The sequence below is a fragment of the Subtercola endophyticus genome (genome assembly GCF_021044565.1).
GTDB classification, from domain to species: domain Bacteria; phylum Actinomycetota; class Actinomycetes; order Actinomycetales; family Microbacteriaceae; genus Subtercola; species Subtercola endophyticus.
In genome coordinates this window covers 395,642-414,437 of record NZ_CP087997.1, presented here as the reverse complement: position 1 = coordinate 414,437, position 18,796 = coordinate 395,642, and the positions used below count along the sequence as shown (strand labels likewise).

The following is an 18,796-nucleotide window of genomic DNA, read 5'->3' as shown; positions in this document are numbered from 1 at the left end:
CACCCTGCGACCTGTCGGTGCACTCAACGTCTGGCAGATGTCTTCGTGGGACGGCTGCGCAACCGAGTGCGCACCGCGAACAGGCCGGCGACGACGAAGAGCAGAGCGAGCGCCGCGGCACCCGCAAGCGGGCCGGCCGACGCGCCGGTCGCGGCGAGCGCGGCTCCGGGAGCCGCCGTCGAAGTCGTCGAGGCGGCCGCTGGCGCTGAGGGGGTGGGCGTCGGCGTTGGAGTGGGTACGACGACGGCAGCGGGCGCCGCGATCGTAACGGGCGCGGCCAAGCCGAGGTACGCCACGATCTGGTGTCCGCCCGGGTTGGTTTGAATCGGCACCTCGTCCCAGTTGTTCGCGAGCCAGACGTTGCCCGATTGGTCGACGGCGACGCCGGTATTGCGCACCAAGCCGTCGAAGTAGTAGCCGGTCAGATCGGGCGACAGCGGGTCGCCCGTGCGTTTGCCCGCCGGGCAGCTCGCTTCGTCGGTGCCGCAGAATGCCGAGAGGCGCTTGCCCGCGAAGTTCGCAACCCAGACGTTTCCATCGCCGTCGGTGGTGATTCCCCAAGGAACGGTCGCGCCACCGCCGGTGTACTGCGTGACGCGCGCGCCATCGGGCGAAATAGCGGCGATCGAGCCGATGTACGGGTTCGCTCCCCCGGTATACATGCCGCGGCTGTCGAAGGTGGTGCCGAGGATCGCCTGGAATCCGGCGGTCGGGTCAGCCGCGTCGCTGCTCGGCGGGTTCGGCACCGTGGGGCAGGGCAACGCAATGACGGCCGAGTTCGCCGCCCAGACGGTTCCGCCCGCGTCGGCCGCCAGGCCCATCGGATGATCGAACGCCGCATTCACGCCCGGCGAACTCGCCAGCACCGACCCGTCGTACCCGATCGTGTCAACCGAGTCGTTGACGATTCCGGAGACGAACATCGACCTACCGTTGTCGACCACATCGAACGGCTGCGTGAGGTTCAGCTGATCGGCCGGAATGGTGCGCGCCGCAGCAGGGTCGCCCTTCGGGTAGATCGTCACAGTGTCGGTGTTGCAGTTCGCGAACCATACCGAGCTGTTTGGGTCGATGGCCACGCCCTGCGGCCAGTTCAGCCCGCCCTGGGTATATCCCGTCGCCGGCGAGAGCGCGGAGCCGGCCGCGGTGAACAGCGAGGCACTGTTGTGCGGCGGCTGATCTGCCGCCGGGCATCCGGGTGCCGGAGCCGCGAAACCGTAGTTCGCCACCCAGACGTTTCCCGTGTGCGGGTCGATGTCGACGCCGTAACCCGCTCCCGAAAGGCCGCCGCCCGTGAACGTGGTCATGGCTCCCGTCGGTGAGAACTTGAACAGCTTGTCTGAGCCGCAGACCGGAGTGTGCGGGTCGGCGTTGTACTGATAGTTGTTGATGACCCAGATGTTGCCCTGGTAGTCGACCGCGAAGTTGCCCGGGCCCGCGAGCGACTGCCCGTCGCCGTCGAACCGCAGGGCGACGGTCCAGGCGACAGGCGCGCGGTCGAGTACCGGCGAGCCGTCGGCCAGCGCCCCGGTCTGGCTGACATCGAACAGGCGCTCGGGGCTGACGCCGGGGTTGCGGATGATCTCGGCGAACGCCCGAAAGGTGTCGACCGGCACCGCGCCGCTCGGGCTGCCCGCGGCCGATCCGACGTCGAGCAGCTCGGCACAGGTGCCGTCGGCGAACCGCACAGGGTCGGCGAACGGGGCCGTCGCGCAGCTCGCGAGCGCCGCCGTCAGCGAGTCGAATTCGGCCAGAGTCGACGTCTCGCTGCCGTTTGGCGAGGTCGTCAGCGTCTCCGCCAGCGCGCCCGTGAACGGGTCCGCGAGATTCGCCGCCATTCCCGCCGAATTCACGAGACCGGGTGCCGTTCCCGAGACGCCGGCGTTGCTCACGAACTGGGCCATGGCGACCGCAGACGCGACCGTCGTGCGCTCATTCAGCACCACGGGTTCGGTCGGCAGCGCCCCCGGGAACACCGACGCGAACGCGGCGGCGGGCGCATCCGGATGCCCGGCGGCGGCCGGCGCGTGTGCAACGACGTACGCGACCCCGTCTTGCGGCACCGCATCGTCGACCCCGATCGTGAAGCTGCCGTCGGCAGCAGCCGCCCCTTCGCCGACTGGATCGGCATTGCCCGACACGAGCACCTCGATCGTCCAGCCCAGCCACCCGCCGGACATGCCGCCCGCGGCGACGGTGGCGAGGGTGCCCTGCACGGTGCTCGCCGTCGTGATCGCCCTCGCGACCGTAACCGCCGAGGCCGGAGGCGCCGCGGGCGTGGCCACCCCGACGAGCGTGGCTGCCGCCACCGCCAGCGCCCCGATCATCCACCCTCTGCCCACGACGTCGCCTCGCTTCTGCTCGCCCCCGACTCGATGCGGCCATTCTATGGGCTGCCCGTGAACCCCCACACCCCCTCGCCTCTGCCCCTCCCTCGCCTCTGCCCCTCCCTCGCCCCTGCCCCTCCCTCCGCCTCCCGCGCGGCTCACGATCGACTTTGCAAAAAAGCCCCGAAGACTCTCGTTTTTCAGCACATTTCGACAAGTCGATGGGCGCGAAGTGTGGTCACGGGGCGGGGGTAGGGGGAAGGGAGAGGTCGCCTACCACGATGACGGGCTCGATGCGGCGCACGACGTCGAGGTAGTCGCCGGTCCAGATGATGCGCACGGCGGTAGCCGTCGCGTTGCCCGACTCGTCGCTGAGGTCGCGGCGAACTGCTTCGGCCAGCCGGTCGTCGGCGGCGGGATCACGGCCGAGCGGAGAGGGCAGCGGCTCGCGCGCGACGAGCTTCTCGCCGAAGTCGCGGAACCACTCCTTCAGCTCGTCGGTCGTCATCTCGAGCGCGATGCGGGCCATCGCCCGCTCGGCATCTGTCGCTCCGTCTTCACCCTGCCAGACGTCGAGGATCGCGTCGCTCGCGAGCCTCATGGCCGCAACCCCGGCGACGGCCGCCGTGACCTGGGCGAGCGGAGCCTGCTTCGGTCCGCGCTCTGCGAGGTACGTGCGGAACGTGTCATCCAGCCGCCGTGAGGCTGCCGCCGCTCGCTGAGCCTGCGCGGTCGGCGCCGGTCTGGCGACGGCCGTCGTGTCGCATCGACCGACCCCGAACGCGACGGCAGCGGTGAGATACGCGACGGTCTCGGCGTACGCTTCGGCGAGCGCTGTGCGCAGTGCGGCTGCCGCCCCGCGCGGCCAGAACAACAGCCCCACCAGGAGGCTCACTGCGCAGCCGAGCACGATGTCTTCGATGCGGAACAAGCCGACACTCCAGCCCGTGGGCGAGATGATGTTGAACAGCAACACCAGAGTCACGGTGAAGCCGGCCTGCCCCGCAGCGAACGAGATCACCGTCGGAGCCACGCCCGCGACGAGAATCGCCAGCGGCAGCAAGACCCAGAGCAGGGTGCTGTTCGGCCCGATCGCGAACAGCACCGCGGCGCCGATGGCCACGCCGATCACGGTGCCGAGCACGCCGCGCAGCGCGTTCTGCCCGGTGCTCAACGCGTTCGAGCGCAGCACCGAGAGGGTGCCGAGCACGATCCAGAACGAGTGCTGCAGACCGCTCACGTCGGCGAGTAATACGGCGATGCCGAGGGCCGCTGCGCCCCGGATGCTGTTGTGCAACCACACCGAATGCCACTCGAATTGCGCCGCCGCCCGCTGCGCCCCGGCGCTGAACGTACCGACGAGGTTGCCCGGCTGCCGCCCGAGCAGTCGTTGCCACCACGTTCGGCGTTCGGCCTCTGCGGTGAGGGCGATATTCGTGCCGACCTGCGAGACCGCATAGCTGAGCTCTTGGGCGCGGAAGCGCGGGTCGAGGGCCGAAATGAAGTCGTGCACGCGGTCGGGTGCTGCTGTGGCGGGTCGATCCATGACGCCGGCCGCCGCGCCGTCGAGGCTGGGCCCCGACGAGTCACCCGACGCCGACGCATGCGGCACCGGTACCTGCATGGTGGCACTCACCTCGACTGCTCTGCGGGCATCCGTCAGCCGCGCCAGCGCCGCCTCGAGCTCGGCCGGTGCGCCGCCGGTCTGCAGCAGAAGCTCGGCCCCGGTCTCGAGCACGGCTGCGGCAGCAGACTTCACCCGGCAGGCGGTGACGTGTGCGCTGCGAGCGGGATCGGGCGCCGACGGATCGTACCTGGGCGACTGAGCGACGATCGCCTGCAGCCAGTTCAGCTCGTCGATGAGCCGCACCACCGTGCGGGCCGAGGTACTGAGGCCCGTGGGGCGGTAGGGCGTGGCGAGAAAGACCGTGTGCAATGCGGCGACGGCCTCGTCAGAGTGAACTGTTGCCCGGTCGTACTCGGCTCCGAGCTGCGGATCACGGCCGCTCAGAATGAAGTCGACGTCGGCGTGCAGCCGCGCGGCCAAGGCCTGGCACGCGCGCGCGGCACCCGCGCGCAAGGGTTCGCGTACCGGGGCCGGCCAGAGCAGAGCGATGGCAAACACGCCGACCACTGAGGCGAGCCCCCACCCGGCCAGTCGGGGCAGAATCTGCTCGACACCGCCCGGCAGCGTGACGGGCAGGATGAACGCGAGCAGCAATGACGTACTCGCCGACGCCAGCACCGAACTCACCGTGCCCACAAAAAGCACCGCAAACGTTACCGCCGCCATCGCGAGGGCGGCGAGCCAGACCGGAGACGAAACGAGCGTGCCGAGCACCACGAACACCGCTCCCGTGACGGCGAGCGCGATCTGCGCCTCGATACGCTGCCGCATCGGTCCGCTGAAATCCACGAGCAACAGCATCGCGAACGACCCGAAGGCGGCGAACGTGGCGACTTCTGCGTCGCCGATCACCCGGGCGCCGACGGCGAACAGCGTGGGCATGATGATCGCCGTGCGCGTCGCGCGGCGCAGCGCCGCGTACACCGGATCGCGGCGGCCGAGCCATCTCCAGAACCGCACGTCACCTCCCCCGTCTGCCTGCTACCAGCATCGTAGTTCGCTCGGCGCACGCTGGGGCTTCGACCTGAGGCGCCCTCCCCGCGGCGCAGTACGTGCTCGAGCTGGCCGTCTTACCGATGGTTATACCGATAACCATCGGTAAGTGAGGTCTCCTAACCCAGGTTGCCGACGATCTGAGCGAGCGCGAAGTCGAAACGCTCATGGCCGGTGCCGGAGGTGAGCTCGGGCGCATACCGCCGGGTCAGCGGAAACTCGTCGTCGGGCAGGGCCTCGAAGCGCCGGATCACCTCGTCGCGCTCCTCTCTGCCGACCAGCCACTCGTCGTCACCTTGGCTCGCGCGTCGGGTCTTCAGCGAGATCTCGAGCGTGTAGGCGCCGACGTACAGCGTGAGGGCGTCGATCGTCCACGCGGCGGTCTGTGCCGGGATGCCGCCGGCGAGCACGATCGCAAGCATCCCCTCGTTCACCCGCAGCACGTCGAGGTTTGTCACCACCATCGCCATCGCAGCACGCGAGACACCCGGGTATGCCAGATACTGATCGCGCAGCTGAGCGCAGACGTCGAAGATCTGCTCTCGCCAGGAGAGCGGATCGGGTTCGGGCAACGTCAGCTGTGCGCAGAGCCGCCCGATGATCAGCTCATCGATATCGGCTTTGTTCACCACGTGCGCATACAGCGAGGCGGGGCCGGTGTCGAGCAGGGCTGCCACGCTGCGCATCGTCAGCGCGTCGTAGCCCTGACCCGACACGATCTCGAGCGCGGCATCGGTGATGCGCTCGACGGTGATGGGCGCTTTGCGCGGCACGGGTTGCGCGGTGGTGAGAACGGAAGGGGCGTGCCGAGCGGCACGGCGCTGTTTCGGATCGGCGGACATGAGCCAATCGTACCTTGACACGAACATCGTTCCCAGCGTATAACTTAGTTCGTGAACATCGAACAGCGTTCGTCCCCTCGCCCCCGACGATCCCCCGCCACCCTGCGCGAGGCCTGGATCGCCCTCGCCGGGCTCTCCGCCATCTTTCTCTTCGAGATGCTCGACAACTCGATCTTGAACGTCGCCCTGCCGACCATCGGCCGCGACCTGCACGCCTCCACGGTCTCCTTGCAGTGGGTCACCGGCGCGTACGCCGTCGTCTTCGGCGGTCTGATGCTGGTGTTCGGCGCCATTGCCGACCGGTTCGGCCGCCGCCGCATCATGCTCATCGGCCTCGTGCTGCTCGGCCTCGCGAGCCTTGCGACCGCCTTCGTCACGACGGCCGAGCAACTCATTGTCGTTCGGGCTGTCATGGGCCTCGCGGCAGCGATGACCACACCGCTCTCGATGGCCCTCGCGTTTCGCCTGTTCGGCACCGAGAGCCTGCGCGTGCGTGCGATCACCCTGATCTCGACGGTCGGACTGGTCGGCCTCGCCATCGGGCCCACCGTCGGCGGCCTCGTGCTCGCCGTCGCGCCGTGGCAGGTACTGCTGCTGATCAACGTGCCGATCGCAGCGTTCGCGTTCATCGGCATCCGCTTCGGCGTCGCCACCGACGACCCCGCCGAGCTGCACCGCGACCCCGTGGATGTTCTGGGTGCCGTTCTGGGCACCGCGACCATCGTGCTCGCCCTCGTCGCGCCGACGCTCTTCGTCAACGACGGCGCAGCGTCGTGGGCGCCCTGGGCGGCGACCGCGGCAGCGGTGGTCTGCGCCGTCGCGTTCGTGTTGCGTGAGCGTTCTGCCGAGCATCCGCTTCTCGACCTCGCACTCGTCGCCCGGCCCCTCGTCTCGAGCGGCCTCGCCATCAAGGCCGCCGCCGGGCTCGCGACCGCCGGGCTCGGCTACCTCGTCACCCTGCAACTACAGCTCGACTGGGGGTGGCCGCCTGCGCTCGCCGCTCTCGGCATGCTGCCGCAGGTCGTCGTTCTGCTCGGTGCGGGCCCGTTCGTGAATCCCTTCGTGCAGCGCGTCGGCCTGAAGAAGGCGGCGTGGATGAGCGGGGCGACGGTCGTCGTCGGGCTCGGCGTCTACGCGGTGCTGAACAGCTACGGCTACGTCTACATTGCGATCTCGCTCGCACTGGTCGCTGCCGGGTTGCGTGTCGTCGGAGTCGTCGCCGCCATGAACGTGATCACCGGGCTGCCGAAGAATCGCACGTCGATCGGTGCCGCGCTCACCGACACCGCGACCGAGGTCTCCTCCGGCGTCGGCATCGCCGTGGCTGGAACCATCATCGCCGCGCTCTTCACCGGCAACATCGCCACCTCGAACTGGAGCAGCGAACAGACGGCGCAGTTCCAGTCGGCGGTCACTCTCTCGGCGCTGATACTCACCGTCGTATCGGCCGCGCTCGTGGGCTGGGCCATCGCACGCAGCCGGGGCACCGCAGACGAGGCCGCGGTCGACGATGAAAGCTCGGTCGAAGTCGAAGTCGCGGTCGAACTCGAGGGCGCGCCCGCCTCAGCGATACGCGTCGACGAACGCGGCGCCGATGTCGAGTAGCACAGCGGTTACGAGGAGCGCGGCAGATACGAGTAGCGCAGCCGTCACTGGTGCGAACGATGAAGCAGATCGCGGATGTGCCGCCGGCTCGGCAGGCTCAGCCGCGCCAAAATGTTGCCGACGTGAAAGTCGATCGTCTTCGTGCTGACGCCCAGCACCTGACCGATCTCGCGATTCGTGTGCCCGTCGGCCACCAGCGTCGCCACGCGGTGCTGGTGCGGGCTCAGCGCTGAAAGCGGATTCTGCGCCACCGACGCCCCGAGCCGCCTCAGCGACGTCGCCATGATGGAGTCGCAGCGCGCGACGAACACGCGGGCCCCGAGCCTGTCGAGCTCCTCGCGTGCCTCGCGGTAGAGGCCGAGTCCTTCTTCGGGAGTGTCGCCGCGCCGCGTGAGGGCGCTGCCTGCCACCAGGCGAATCCACGTGCGGCCGAGCGGGTCTTCGGCCGGCCCGACGAGTTCGATCGAGCGACGGATGGCGGCGATCGCCTCGACGTGCCGGCCGTCCCGATCCAGCAGCAGCCCGCGAAACGTGTGAAAGTACGGGTCGGAATCGACGTCGAGCGTGTCACCCCACTCCGCGAGAATGGCGTCGGAGAGCACCACGTCGTTCAGGTGCCAGGCGGCGAGAAGCCGCAGCGCCAACCACTCGTTGCGCTGAAAGTATCGGGTCACGGGTGTGCCCTCCGATCGCTCGGTGAGCCGCCCCAGCTCGAACCAGTCGTTCAGCCCGATGAGCACGATGAGCTGAATGTGCAACGCCAGCGGTTCGACGATGGTCGGGCTCGCGCCGACAGGCAGACCCTTCACCGCGTCCAGCGCGCCGAAGGCGGTAGACAGCTCGCCGCGCCCCGCCGGCACGAGGGCAGACGCGAGCAGGGCGGCTGGTGCGGCGGGGCCTGTGGGGGCGAGCTGGGCCAGCTCTGTCGCTCGCGCGGCGAAGACCTCCGCCTGGTTCCAGTCGCCGCGGCGAAGGCTGAGCAGCGCCAGCTCGGCGAAGGCGTTGGTCGCGGCATCCGTTCTCCCCTCGTGTGCCGTGGCCTCGGCCACGCGCAAGAGCGGCGCGATCTTCGCGGTGAGGGGGGAATCGGCAGGCATGGGTCTCCACGAAGAAACCGCTCTGCTGCAATTGCGCGCCAGGCGCTCTCATCGCGGCCGACGGCGGCAGTGCGATGGGCTGAGCCTCAATTCTTACCGAACGCTCAGCAGATCGCAAGAATCACCGTCGCGCGGCGCGTGCCCTCGCGAGCCAGAGAACGCGCCCGTCGGCACGATCATCCACGGTCAGCCGAGACGGCGAGTCGAACCGTCGGCGAAGTACTCGTCTACGAGCGTCTTCGGCGCCTTGGCCGCCCACGCCTCCGTGAGGATCTCGACGAGCCGGTCTCGATCGAGCTCGCCGAGTCTGCTCTGCTGCACCAGCACGGCGTTGTACCCGCTGAAGTGATCGATGGTGAAAAACGGCAGCCGGGCATCCTGAACCAGCGCCAGTTTGGCGTCTTCGTCGGCCACCGAGATGACGAGCAGGTCGGTGAACGGTTCACCATTCGACGGGTCGATGGCGGTCTTGCCGGGCGCCCGATAGATGACGAACCCCTTGCCCTTCGGCCCGCGCGGCACCTTGTACGTCGGCCGATCGCCCCACGAGGTGCCGAGCTCGACCTCGGGCAGCCCGTCGCAGATCAGCGCGATGTCAGCCGGCGTTGCCTTCATGACGCGAGCGTAACACCCGGCTGTCGGCAGCGGCATGAGCTTCTGGTGCCCCTAGCGGAATGAATGGCTGTTCCGTGAAGAGATCGAGCACGGCCTCGACCTTGTCGAGCAGATCTGACGACAGCCTGTTCAGCACGAGCACGCTACTACACGCCCGCGGCGGCGATCACGAAATCTGTGGCGAAGCCGGCGAACAGCCCGATCAGAAGCCCGACATACAAATGCGCCGGTTTTCCGAATCTGAGGGCAACCCCGACAAGTTGCAGGATCACGTAAATGATCGACCCTGCGGCCAACGCCAAGAACGCTGTCGAGACGAAATCGTTGATGAAAACCTGGCCGAGAATTGTACCGACAAATGTCGGACCGCCAGCAATCACGCCGAGGATGAAGAGCTGCAACCACGACGGTCGGCGTGAATCACCGGCCAGCGGTGCGGTGATGCCGAATCCTTCCGTCGCATTATGGAGCCCGAAGCCGACAACGAGAACGAGAGCCAAGTTGATCTGTCCACTCGCCGCAGACTGACCGATAGCCAGGCCCTCGGAAAAGTTGTGCAGTCCAATCCCCACAGCAATCAGAAACGCCAAACGGCTCGCCGGTTCGCGCAACCGGAGCGGGCCAGAGAGCTGAAAACCAGCAACATCTGTACGGTTGCTCGCTGACGAGCGGTCGGTAGATGCCGAGGTGCCGACCGCCGAGTCTTGATCGTGGGCGCGGCGCGTCATCCACTGGTCGTACGAGACCAGGCCGAGCAGGCCTACCGCCAACGAGCCGAAGAAGATGATCGCGAGTGCACCAAACGGGCCCCAACCACTCCCCGTTGTGGCCTCCGTGAGGGCTAACTCGAGCGGATCAACAGCATGGGTGAGAACGTCCCACAGCAAGAAAAGAAGGATCCCGACGGTAACCGCGTTCAAGGTCGCCCGCAGACTAGTGGACTTGTTCCTCAACCGCCCAATGGGCAAACCAATGAATATCGTCGCCCCCGCAAGCACCCCCAACACAACGATGCCCACCGAACTCATTAGGTAAGGCTATCCTACGGCCGACACGTCCGAGTCACCCCGAGAACCTCGCGTCGATCCGAGGCGACGTGGGTGAGAAATCTCACGATGTCACAGCGGGCGCGCGGCGTAAGCAGCCGACATTCGAGGTTGAGAAGACGATTCAACTCGCTCAGAGCTCGATGTGTCTCGGTCGTGGAGAAGTGGGACGTAGAGTCCAATCTGAACGAACCGCTGAGGGATCAGGGTTCTCGTGACGAACGTTGAGTGCCCCTGGAGGGACTCGAACCCCCAACCTAATCCTTAGGACGGACTTGCTCTTCCATTGAGCTACAGAGGCTGACCGCACGAGTTTAGCAAGAGCGGCCACTTGTGCGTACGAGCCTGCACGAGCATCCACTCGCCGGCCGCGGCCACGCAGCACCCCGCGCCTCACCGCACACCGTGCACCATGCACGCCGCACACCGCGCGCACGCAGCACGCGACGCACACCTCGCGCACAGCCCGCGGCCAGCTTCACGCAACGCCGCCACCCCAACCGGGTGACACGCGGGCCGGATGTTAGACATGGCACAGTCATGACGAGACCATCCAGTACCCAGCGCGGCCTTTTTTCCCGACTCCGGATGATCGGGGTCGGCTTCTTGGCGACCGCGCTTGTCGTGACGACCGCCGTGGTCGCGGCACCGGCGGCCTCTGCCGACGACTATCCGAGCTGGGCCGATGTTCAAGCCGCGCAGGCGAACGAGTCGGCGAAGCAAGACGAGATCACGAAGATCAACAACATCATCAGCGACCTGCAGGCGAAGGTCGTCGCGGCCCAACAGCTCGTCGCCCAGCGCACGGACGAAGACGACAAGGCCGAAGCCGCCCTCGCAGCGGGCCAGAGCAAGGCCGACTCACTCGCGGCAAGCGCCGCCAGCTGGAAGAGCAAGGCCGACGCCTCGAGCCGACAGGCCGCCCTGATTGCGGCGCAGCTCGCGCGTTCGGGCGGCGGAAACAACATCACCAGCCTGCTGCTCGGCGGCAGTTCGCAGCAGCAGAGCGACCTGCTCTCGCAGCTCAGCTCCATGGGCAAACTGACGCAGACCGTCACCGACATCTACAACCAGGCCAAGCAAGACAGCAACGAGGCCGCTTCGGTCAGCCAGCAGGCGCAGGTGGCGAAGGATGCCCTTGCCGGCCTTGCAGCAGCGGCCCAGGCCGCACTGCAGGCCGCCGCCAAGGCTCAGCAAGACATGATCGCCGCCCTGCAAGAGCAGACGGCGCACCAAGATGAGCTGAACGCGCAGCTCGCCTCGCTGCAGCAGAACCTGGCGACCACCCAAGCGCAGTACCAGGCGGGGGTCGCGGCGCGAGCTGCTGCCGCGGCGGCCGCTGCCGCAGCAGCCGCCGCCGCGGCAGCAGCCGCCCGGGGCAGCGGAGGTGCCGTCGTCGTCGGAAACGTCGGTTCTGACGCTCAAGCGCTGGCGCAGGAGCTCATGGGCGACGTCGCCGACGGCACGTTCCACGGCTCGACGCCCGACCACATCTTCGAGATCGCCTGGATCGCCCAGGGCAAAGAGGTGCAGAACTGCGGCATCGACGTCACCATTCTGCAGGCCCTCGTCACGGCCGTGCGCGCGTTCGGCAGCGCCGGCGTGAGTGACATCAACCGCCGCTGCACGGGTCAGATCGAGGGCGCCGGCATCTACTCCAACCACTACCGCAACGGCGGCGGCCACGCGGTCGACTTCACCTCAGTGGGCGGAATGCGCCTCGACGGCGCGAACAACGCCTCCATCGCGCTCATCAAGACGCTCGACCCGATGATGCCCTACGGATCGGGCCTCGGCCAGAGCGAGTGCCGCGCGGCCGCGGGAACCTCGGTGAGCACGCAGAACTTCTCGGGCTTCTCCGACACCTGCGACCACCTGCACGTCGACGACTTCTAGCCCCTCTCTCCCGCCGACCGGCATTCCGCGGTAGTTCGGCACTACCGCGTTAGTACGGCACTTGCGCGGTAGTTCGGCGCTCCCGCGGTAGTTCGGCGCTCCCGCGGTAGTTCGAACCACCGCAGAAGCGCCAAAAGGGCGCGCGTCTCGCCCTAGCTGCCCACGCCCATGTTTCGGGCGCGCAAACTTTTGTTCGCGAAACGCCGGTGTGTTGCTACTGTTATTTCTGTTGTTGGTGTTATAGGTGTGACTCACGTTGTGTGTGTGACTCCTGTTACGAGAGTTAACAGTCAGAGGTAGTGCATGCAGTCCACGATCCCCCGCGAGCCCCGTGTGAGCAGGCGCTGGCGAGCCCTCGTGGTCACCGCCACCATCGTCGCGGTCGCGCTGACCGCCGCCATCACGCCGGGCAGCCCGGTCTACGCCACGAACTACCCGAGCTGGAACGACGTCGTCGCAGCCCGCGGAAACGCGGCGGCAACCGCCACCGAGATGTCGCAGCTGCAGTCCCTCATCGCGGGCCTGCAGCAGCAGGTCGACGCCGCGCAAGCAGCCGCAGACAAGGCCTGGGCCGATAACCAGGCGGCTCAGGATGCCCTGAACGCCGGCAAGCGCAAGGCCGACCAATTGCGGCAGCAGGCTACCGCAGCGAAAGCGCAGGCCGACGCCTCCCGCAAGCAGGCCACGGCCCTCACCGCCCAGTTCGCGCGTTCGGCCGGAGGCGGTGACCTCTCGATGCAGCTGCTCGTCGGCGGCGACAAGAGCTCAGACCTGCTCTACCAGCTCGGCGCCATGAGCAAGCTCAGCGAGACCTCGTCGAAGATCTTCGCGCAGGCGACGAAAGACGCCAACGACGCCACCTCGCTCAGCGCTCAGGCCGACACGGCCGAAGCCGCTCTCTCTGCGCTGGCCGATGCCGCACAGGCCGCTCTGAACGACGCCGTCGGCGCCCAGCAGACCCTGAAGTCTGCGCTGCTCGAGCAAGACAGCCACCAGGCCGAACTCACCGTTCAGCTTGCCGCGCTCACTGACACCGCAATGAAGACCGAAGCCGACTACAACGCCGGCGTCGAAGCCGCTCGTGAGGCACAGGTCGCGGCCGAACAGGCCGCAGCAGCCGCACAAGCCGCCGCCGACGCTGCCGCTGCGGCACAGGCCGCTGCGAACCCGGCACCGAGCCAGAGTTCGTCGGGCGGCTCAGACAACTCGGGCAATTCGGGCGGCTCCAGCGATTCATCCGACAACTCCGGCTCGAGTTCGAGCGGCGACAGCGGTTCGGGCAGCAGCGACTCCGGTAGCGGTTCATCGGGCGCGGTCAACGACGCCCCCACCCAGCAGTTCGACGGCGAGGCCGTGGTCGCCTACGCCGAACAGTACGTCGGAGTCGTTCCCTACAGCGCGGGCGCCTCACCCAGCGCCGGCTTCGGCTGCGACGGACTCACCCAGTGGGTCTACGGCCACTTCGGAATCGCCCTGCCCCGCCTCGTCAGCCGCCAGACCGCCATGGGAATCCAGGTGTCCTCGTCTGAGGTTCGCGCCGGAGACCTCGTGGTGTGGCCGAACCAGCACATCGGCATCTACGACGGAAACGGCGGAGTCATCCACTCCCCCGACTGGGGCCGCTACGTCACCCACAACCCGGGCCTCTGGGGCAGCTACATCTTCATTCGCATCGTCTAGCGGGCCCGGCCGAGCGGCGCCCGCGGCACGCCCGTGCGAGCCGCGGGCATCCGTCACCGGCCGAACGCTCAGGCAGGCGAACCTGCGCGAGGCGAACGGATGCTCAGGCCGCCGCCTGCAGGTAGTTCTCCCACTCGGGCTGAGCCCGTTCCACACCGCGAACGAACCAGCCTGCGTGGTGCGGCATGCGCGGCGGATTCTTCAGCTTCCAGCCCATCTCGGCGGGAGTCTTGTCGCTCTTGACGTTGTTGCACTTGAGGCAGCACGCCACCAGGTTCTCCCAGGTGTCTTTGCCGCCGCGCGACCGAGGCTGCACGTGGTCGACCGTCGTGGCGTTCGCCCCGCAGTAGACGCAGCGCTGGTTGTCGCGGCGCAGCACTCCCCTGCGGCTCACCGGCACTTGCCGCGACGAGGGGATCTTCACGTAGCGCGTGAGCAGGATGACCGACGGCCGGTCGTAGGCGCCAGACGTCGCCCACACCGGATCATCGTCGTCGGCCTCGACGATCTTCGCCTTGTCGTTCATGACGAGCACCAGTGCTCGACGATATGAGACAACACCCAGCGGTTCGTATCCCGCGTTCAGCACCAGCGTTCGCATCTTTTTCCTTTCGCAATGCCTGGTCGGCTACCAAGTATTCGATGTGCGGTGACAGTCGTCGGGTGCTGCAGAATTGGCGAGCATGGGCCGCGGATGCACAAAAAAAGGCGTTGTCACAATGACAACGCCTTCACGCACGCACAAAGGTGCGAACGGTGTGTATCCGATGCGAATGCATGCCGGTGAGTATTCGCGCGCGAAGCAGGCGCTCACCCCTGGTGGGGATGCTGCCTGGCTCGATCACAAGCTCTCCTTGGGCACTTCGATGAATATCAGGGCATCAGGCTAACAAACAAAGTTGCGTGCGCATATTTTCCGGGCGGGAGTTTCGGCAAGCTGTAACCGATTGTTCACAAAGGGCCCTGCCCGGGCATCCGGTCGCCGCGCACTGAGTGCCGCGCCGACCTCACTGCTCGGGCAGCAGTGAAGCGCCCCGCGCGCTGATGAAGTCGATGTGCAGATGCGAACACGAGTCGTTGAACTCGGAGAGGTTCACGAAGCCCGAACCGGATGACCGGCATTCGCTCTGGCCCACATTGGAGTTGGGCGGCACCAGCGGGTCGAGTATTCGCAACAGCTTCATGGAGTCGGAGTCGCCGCCGGTCAGGCTGTGCCCGTTCAGAATGTAGAAGTCGACCGCGTGCCCGCCGCCGTTGCGGTTGTGCGGAGAGATGGATCCGGCACCCTCGAGCTGCCCCGTGCACGCCCTGTTGATGTCACTCACTCCGACCTTGCTGAAGTTGTCGAGCGCCACCTTGATGGTCTGCAGAATGCGGTAATCAACGCCGCAGTTCGGCACGACCTGGCCTTGCGCGAGGTAGTTGATCTCTTTGATGTGGTCGGGCCTCGAGCCGACGAGCTGGCCTGTGCCCACCGCCGCCATGATCTGCTGCGCCAGCGCCTGAACCTCGGGCGAGACGGTCGACGGGTACGTCGAAGCAGTGACGGCGCTGCTCGAAGACAGCTTGAGCAGAGCGGCCTGTGCAGCTGCAGCCGCGGCAGCTGCGGCCGCTGCCTTCTGGGCGGCGAGCTCAGCCTCGGTTGTCGCATCGTAAGCGTCGCGACTCACTTGCGGCGCGGACTGAAGCTCATCGCTCGTCACCGACTGCGCGCCGCCGATCGCCTCCTGCATCGACGGATCGAACGCCCCGCTCGTGCTGAACGCGTAGGCCGGAATCGCCATCGTGGCGATGAGCCCCACGGCGGCGGTCATGACGAGCACCTGGGCCAGGCGCCTCGACGGAGCTTTCACGCGTCACCGTCGAGAGGGCGATGGCCGTTAGGGCATTGACCGAAGGGGGAAGGAGGAGAACTGATCAAGCACTCAGTTTCTCATCAACACGCCCATATGCCTAGTCGTAGGTTCGGCTCCGCAGTAAACGCACGGAACGTCAGATGCCCAGCCTTACAAAGTAGTAGCTGCCCCACACTGGGTCGTATTCGACGTATCGGCCCCAGTCGGGCGAATGAATCATCATCTGGCGACCCGTCGTCGGATCGGGGCCCGCGTAGATGCCGACGTGCCCGATCGGGTAGATCATGAGATCGCCCGGTTGCGCGTCTTCGGGAGCGATTCGAGTACCCAAGGCCGCCTGTCTGCTCACGGTGCGCGGCAGTGAGATGCCGAACTGTCCGAATACATATTGCGTGAGTCCATCGCACCCGAAACTCGTGTCGGGGCTGGCGCCCGCACCGTACGGCACCTTGCCGACGAATTGCATCGCATAGTCGACGACGGCCTGACCGCTGTACGGGCCCGAAGGCGGGTCGACGGCAACGGGGGTGCTCGCACCAGTCGTGGCGGCGCTCGCGACCGTCGCTACCCGAAGCGCTGCGGCCTGCGCAGCAGCCGCTGCTGCCGCGGCCGCTGCTTCGGCGGCCGCCTTGGCCTTGGCGGCGGCGAGCTCTTCTCTTGTAGGGGCGAGGTAGTCATCGCGGCTGACGGGCGCTGCGGCGGCATTCGCACCGATCTGCAGCGACTGCTGACCGGTGGCGAGTGCACGACCGGAGCTGCCGGGGTCGAATGCGCCTGCCGTCGAGAAGGCGAACGCCGGCAACGCCATGGTTGCAACGAGCGCCCCTACGGCTGCGACGACAATGGCGCTGACGACTCCGCGACGGGCGAGACGGGGTGGTGTAAGCAAAACGTCTTCTTTCGTGTGCCGAAGAAAGGCACATCAATAGAATACGCGAGCTTTCATCATTTGTCACATTCGCGTAACGGCGCCGCCCATCCCGGCGGCTCGAATCAACCTCGGCGGGTTATGAGTTCGGGTAGTACCGCACGAAGTAGTAGCTGCCCCACACCGGGTCGAACTCGACCATGCGACCCCAGTCGGGCGCCGTGACGGCCATGCCGTTGCCGGCGTAGATCTCGGTGTGACCGATGGGGTAGATCATCACGTCTCCAGGCTGGGCCTCGGAAGCGGGGATGCGTACACCCATGGCGGCCTGGTTGCTGACGGTGCGCGGCAGGTTGATGCCGAAGTGCTTCATCACGTACTGCACGAGGCCGTCGCAGCTGAAGCTGGTGTCGGGGCTGTTGCCGTTGCCGTAAGGCACGACGCCGACGAACTGCTTGGCGTACGCAACCACGGCATTGCCGTCGTAGGGCTGAACCGGAGCGTTATCGACGACGGCCGCCGAGGCCCCGCTGGAGGCAGCAGACACGACGGCGGTGACCTTCAGCGCTGCAGCCTGGGCGGCGGCCGCTGCCGCGGCAGCCGCGGCGGCTTGCTGCTGTGCAGCCAGCTCGTCTTTGGTGGGCGCCTGGTAGTTGTCGCGGCCCACGGTCGCGTTGGCGGCAGAGGCGTCGACCTCGAGCGTCTGCTGGCCCGTGAGGATCGACTGCGTCGAGGTGCTGGGGTCGAACGCGCCGTTGGTGGAGAAGGCGTAGGCGGGAATCGCCATAGTGGCCACGAGCGCGGCGGCGGCGGTCATGACGACCGTGCTGATGATGCCGCGCTTGGTCGGGCGCTTGAATCGCGGTTTGGTCGCGACCGGCGGCACCGTTGCTACCCGCTTCGCGGCTGTTAGCGGCTTCGCGGCGGAGGCCACAGCGGTCGGGGCGACGGCGACGGGAGCGGCCTTCTTCAGCTCGACAGCGGAGCTGGTCACTGCGACGGATGCAGACTCAGCGGCGACGCTGGCCGCAATCGCTGCCGGGCCCGTCTCGATCGCGGCATTGGTCGCTACAGCAGCAGTGCTGGGCGCCTGCGCTTCGCTTCGGTCCTGAGCCTCGCGAAGCGATCGCCGGGTCGGGTGTACCGGGGTGGTGGCACTGTCTGGGGTTTTCGGGTTGGGCTGCGACTCGGGTGAGTCGGGCGTTTCGCTCGAAAAGGGCAAAATGTATTCCTCCGGCACGGTGTGCGGCAACGAAATCGTGCCACCCCGAACGGCGGGTCGCACTGGGTAAGGATGCGGGCCGGTCAGGTTTGTCAGTGTCTTGATATTGCTTCGTAGAGGCGATTTCCCGCCTCTCGGACTTGTTAGAGAATACGGGAGGCATCGTGGTTTGTCACCCTGAAACACCCTTTTGCAACAAATTGGTAACGGAGATTGTCGCGCTTTTTAACAATTGGTTGTGGTCTGCGAAGCATCCGCCCACTAAATGTGGGGTCACACGCCCCCCGAATAGGGGTATCGCTGCGAAGGGTGGTCTATATGCCGACGAAGATGTGCGAAGCGACCTCGTTGGGCAGCTCGAGGCCCTGCGTGAAGCCCTCGACCTCGACGAGAACGTAGGAACCAGCCGACGAGAAGGCGGCACTGTTGCCGGGCACGACGCCCGACTGCTTCAGCTGAAGCAGCAGCTCGGGATCGACCTGCGCGGGCTCGCCCAGCCGGCGGATGATCTTGGTCTGCGGCCCGACGGCGCCGTGCACCAGCGTCACGATGTTCACAACGCCGCGAGTGAAGGGAATCGCCTCGGTGTCGCCTAGTTCCTCGAGCCCCGGAATCGGGTTGCCGTAAGGAGACTCGGTGGGGTGGTCGAGCATGTCGAGAATGCGACGCTCGACCTGCTCGCTCATCACATGCTCCCAGCGGCATGCTTCTTCGTGCACGTACTCCCAGTCCAGACCGATCACGTCGCTCAAGAGACGTTCGGCCAGCCGATGCTTGCGCATCACGTGAACGGCCTTACGACGACCCGGCACGGTGAGTTCGAGATGACGGTCGGTCGAGACCACGACGAGACCGTCGCGTTCCATACGACCGACGGTCTGCGACACGGTGGGGCCCGAGTGACCGAGGCGCTCTGAGATGCGGGCGCGCAGGGGTGTGATGTTCTCCTCTTCGAGCTCCAGAATCGTTCGGAGGTACATCTCGGTGGTGTCGATCAAATCCGCCAACGGCCGCTCCCTGCTTTGTTGCGCACGTAGTTGACAAGCCTAGTGTTCCGCATGGTTGCTACGGCACTTCGCAGTATGACACTCCCGAGAAGCGGGTAGGGAGGCTTCGGTACAC

The 18,796-nt window shown here is 66.9% G+C and carries 15 protein-coding genes and 1 tRNA gene; 3 read left to right on the top strand and 13 right to left on the bottom strand.

The features are described 5' to 3' along the window. Positions 1-23: 23 nt before the first annotated feature. From LQ955_RS02150 to LQ955_RS02140, 3 genes are all read right to left on the bottom strand, one after another. Positions 24-2,342, bottom strand: coding sequence for an NHL repeat-containing protein (locus LQ955_RS02150; RefSeq protein ID WP_231026601.1), 2,319 nt, complete (start codon positions 2,340-2,342; stop codon positions 24-26). Positions 2,343-2,565: 223 nt separating this feature from the next. Then, positions 2,566-4,914: an FUSC family protein gene (locus LQ955_RS02145; protein ID WP_231026600.1), complete on the bottom strand. Its 2,349-nt coding sequence runs from the start codon at positions 4,912-4,914 to the stop codon at positions 2,566-2,568. A 152-nt stretch (positions 4,915-5,066) separates the two neighbouring features. Next, a complete protein-coding gene (locus LQ955_RS02140; protein WP_231026599.1) occupies positions 5,067-5,789 on the bottom strand; it encodes a TetR/AcrR family transcriptional regulator in 723 nt (240 codons plus the stop codon). Between the two features lie 51 nt (positions 5,790-5,840). On the opposite strand from LQ955_RS02140, the gene LQ955_RS02135 reads away from it, so the two are divergent. Next, on the top strand, positions 5,841-7,394 hold the full coding sequence (locus LQ955_RS02135; RefSeq protein ID WP_313788375.1) for an MFS transporter: 1,554 nt from the start codon (positions 5,841-5,843) through the stop codon (positions 7,392-7,394). Positions 7,395-7,438: 44 nt separating this feature from the next. Here LQ955_RS02135 and LQ955_RS02130 read toward each other — a convergent pair whose 3' ends face one another. The 5 genes from LQ955_RS02130 to LQ955_RS02110 all read right to left on the bottom strand — a co-directional run bounded on the left by LQ955_RS02130 (position 7,439) and on the right by LQ955_RS02110 (position 10,453). After that, the gene (locus LQ955_RS02130) at positions 7,439-8,491 is read right to left on the bottom strand and encodes a helix-turn-helix transcriptional regulator (RefSeq protein WP_231026598.1); all 1,053 of its coding nucleotides are present in this window, start codon (positions 8,489-8,491) and stop codon (positions 7,439-7,441) included. Positions 8,492-8,677: 186 nt separating this feature from the next. Beyond that, positions 8,678-9,106, bottom strand: a complete 429-nt coding sequence (locus LQ955_RS02125) for an MmcQ/YjbR family DNA-binding protein (protein ID WP_231026597.1) — start codon at positions 9,104-9,106, stop codon at positions 8,678-8,680. Further along, positions 9,087-9,248, bottom strand: coding sequence for a hypothetical protein (locus LQ955_RS02120; protein ID WP_231026596.1), 162 nt, complete (start codon positions 9,246-9,248; stop codon positions 9,087-9,089). The genes LQ955_RS02125 and LQ955_RS02120 overlap by 20 nt, the downstream gene beginning before the upstream one ends. A 4-nt stretch (positions 9,249-9,252) precedes the next feature. Further along, on the bottom strand, positions 9,253-10,134 hold the full coding sequence (locus LQ955_RS02115) for a ZIP family metal transporter (RefSeq protein WP_231026595.1): 882 nt from the start codon (positions 10,132-10,134) through the stop codon (positions 9,253-9,255). Between the two features lie 247 nt (positions 10,135-10,381). Beyond that, positions 10,382-10,453: transfer RNA gene (locus LQ955_RS02110), tRNA-Arg, on the bottom strand. Between the two features lie 239 nt (positions 10,454-10,692). Here LQ955_RS02110 and LQ955_RS02105 point away from each other — a divergent pair. Continuing rightward, entirely contained in the window at positions 10,693-12,048 is a 1,356-nt protein-coding gene (locus LQ955_RS02105; protein WP_231026594.1) for a coiled-coil domain-containing protein, read from the top strand. Between the two features lie 303 nt (positions 12,049-12,351). Then, on the top strand, positions 12,352-13,728 hold the full coding sequence (locus tag LQ955_RS02100) for a C40 family peptidase (protein WP_231026593.1): 1,377 nt from the start codon (positions 12,352-12,354) through the stop codon (positions 13,726-13,728). Positions 13,729-13,831: 103 nt separating this feature from the next. Here LQ955_RS02100 and LQ955_RS02095 read toward each other — a convergent pair whose 3' ends face one another. The 5 genes from LQ955_RS02095 to LQ955_RS02075 form a co-directional block, all read right to left on the bottom strand. Beyond that, positions 13,832-14,329: an HNH endonuclease gene (locus LQ955_RS02095; protein ID WP_231026592.1), complete on the bottom strand. Its 498-nt coding sequence runs from the start codon at positions 14,327-14,329 to the stop codon at positions 13,832-13,834. 406 nt (positions 14,330-14,735) lie between these two features. Beyond that, entirely contained in the window at positions 14,736-15,542 is an 807-nt protein-coding gene (locus LQ955_RS02090) for a hypothetical protein (protein WP_231026591.1), read from the bottom strand. Positions 15,543-15,720: 178 nt separating this feature from the next. After that, positions 15,721-16,473, bottom strand: a complete 753-nt coding sequence (locus LQ955_RS02085) for a C40 family peptidase (protein ID WP_231026590.1) — start codon at positions 16,471-16,473, stop codon at positions 15,721-15,723. A gap of 118 nt (positions 16,474-16,591) precedes the next feature. Then, a complete protein-coding gene (locus tag LQ955_RS02080; protein WP_231026589.1) occupies positions 16,592-17,674 on the bottom strand; it encodes a C40 family peptidase in 1,083 nt (360 codons plus the stop codon). A gap of 314 nt (positions 17,675-17,988) precedes the next feature. Continuing rightward, positions 17,989-18,681: a metal-dependent transcriptional regulator gene (locus tag LQ955_RS02075; RefSeq protein WP_231026588.1), complete on the bottom strand. Its 693-nt coding sequence runs from the start codon at positions 18,679-18,681 to the stop codon at positions 17,989-17,991. Positions 18,682-18,796: the final 115 nt, after the last annotated feature.

What these genes read in the sequence shown, in the direction of transcription:
- LQ955_RS02095 (WP_231026592.1), bottom strand. Translation starts at nt 14,329, where the DNA reads ATGCGAACGCTGGTGCTGAACGCGGGATACGAACCGCTGGGTGTTGTC.
- LQ955_RS02105 (WP_231026594.1), top strand. Translation starts at nt 10,693, where the DNA reads ATGACGAGACCATCCAGTACCCAGCGCGGCCTTTTTTCCCGACTCCGG.
- LQ955_RS02115 (WP_231026595.1), bottom strand. Translation starts at nt 10,134, where the DNA reads ATGAGTTCGGTGGGCATCGTTGTGTTGGGGGTGCTTGCGGGGGCGACG.
- LQ955_RS02100 (WP_231026593.1), top strand. Translation starts at nt 12,352, where the DNA reads ATGCAGTCCACGATCCCCCGCGAGCCCCGTGTGAGCAGGCGCTGGCGA.
- LQ955_RS02125 (WP_231026597.1), bottom strand. Translation starts at nt 9,106, where the DNA reads ATGAAGGCAACGCCGGCTGACATCGCGCTGATCTGCGACGGGCTGCCC.
- LQ955_RS02130 (WP_231026598.1), bottom strand. Translation starts at nt 8,491, where the DNA reads ATGCCTGCCGATTCCCCCCTCACCGCGAAGATCGCGCCGCTCTTGCGC.
- LQ955_RS02090 (WP_231026591.1), bottom strand. Translation starts at nt 15,542, where the DNA reads ATGACCGCCGCCGTGGGGCTCATCGCCACGATGGCGATTCCGGCCTAC.
- LQ955_RS02140 (WP_231026599.1), bottom strand. Translation starts at nt 5,789, where the DNA reads ATGTCCGCCGATCCGAAACAGCGCCGTGCCGCTCGGCACGCCCCTTCC.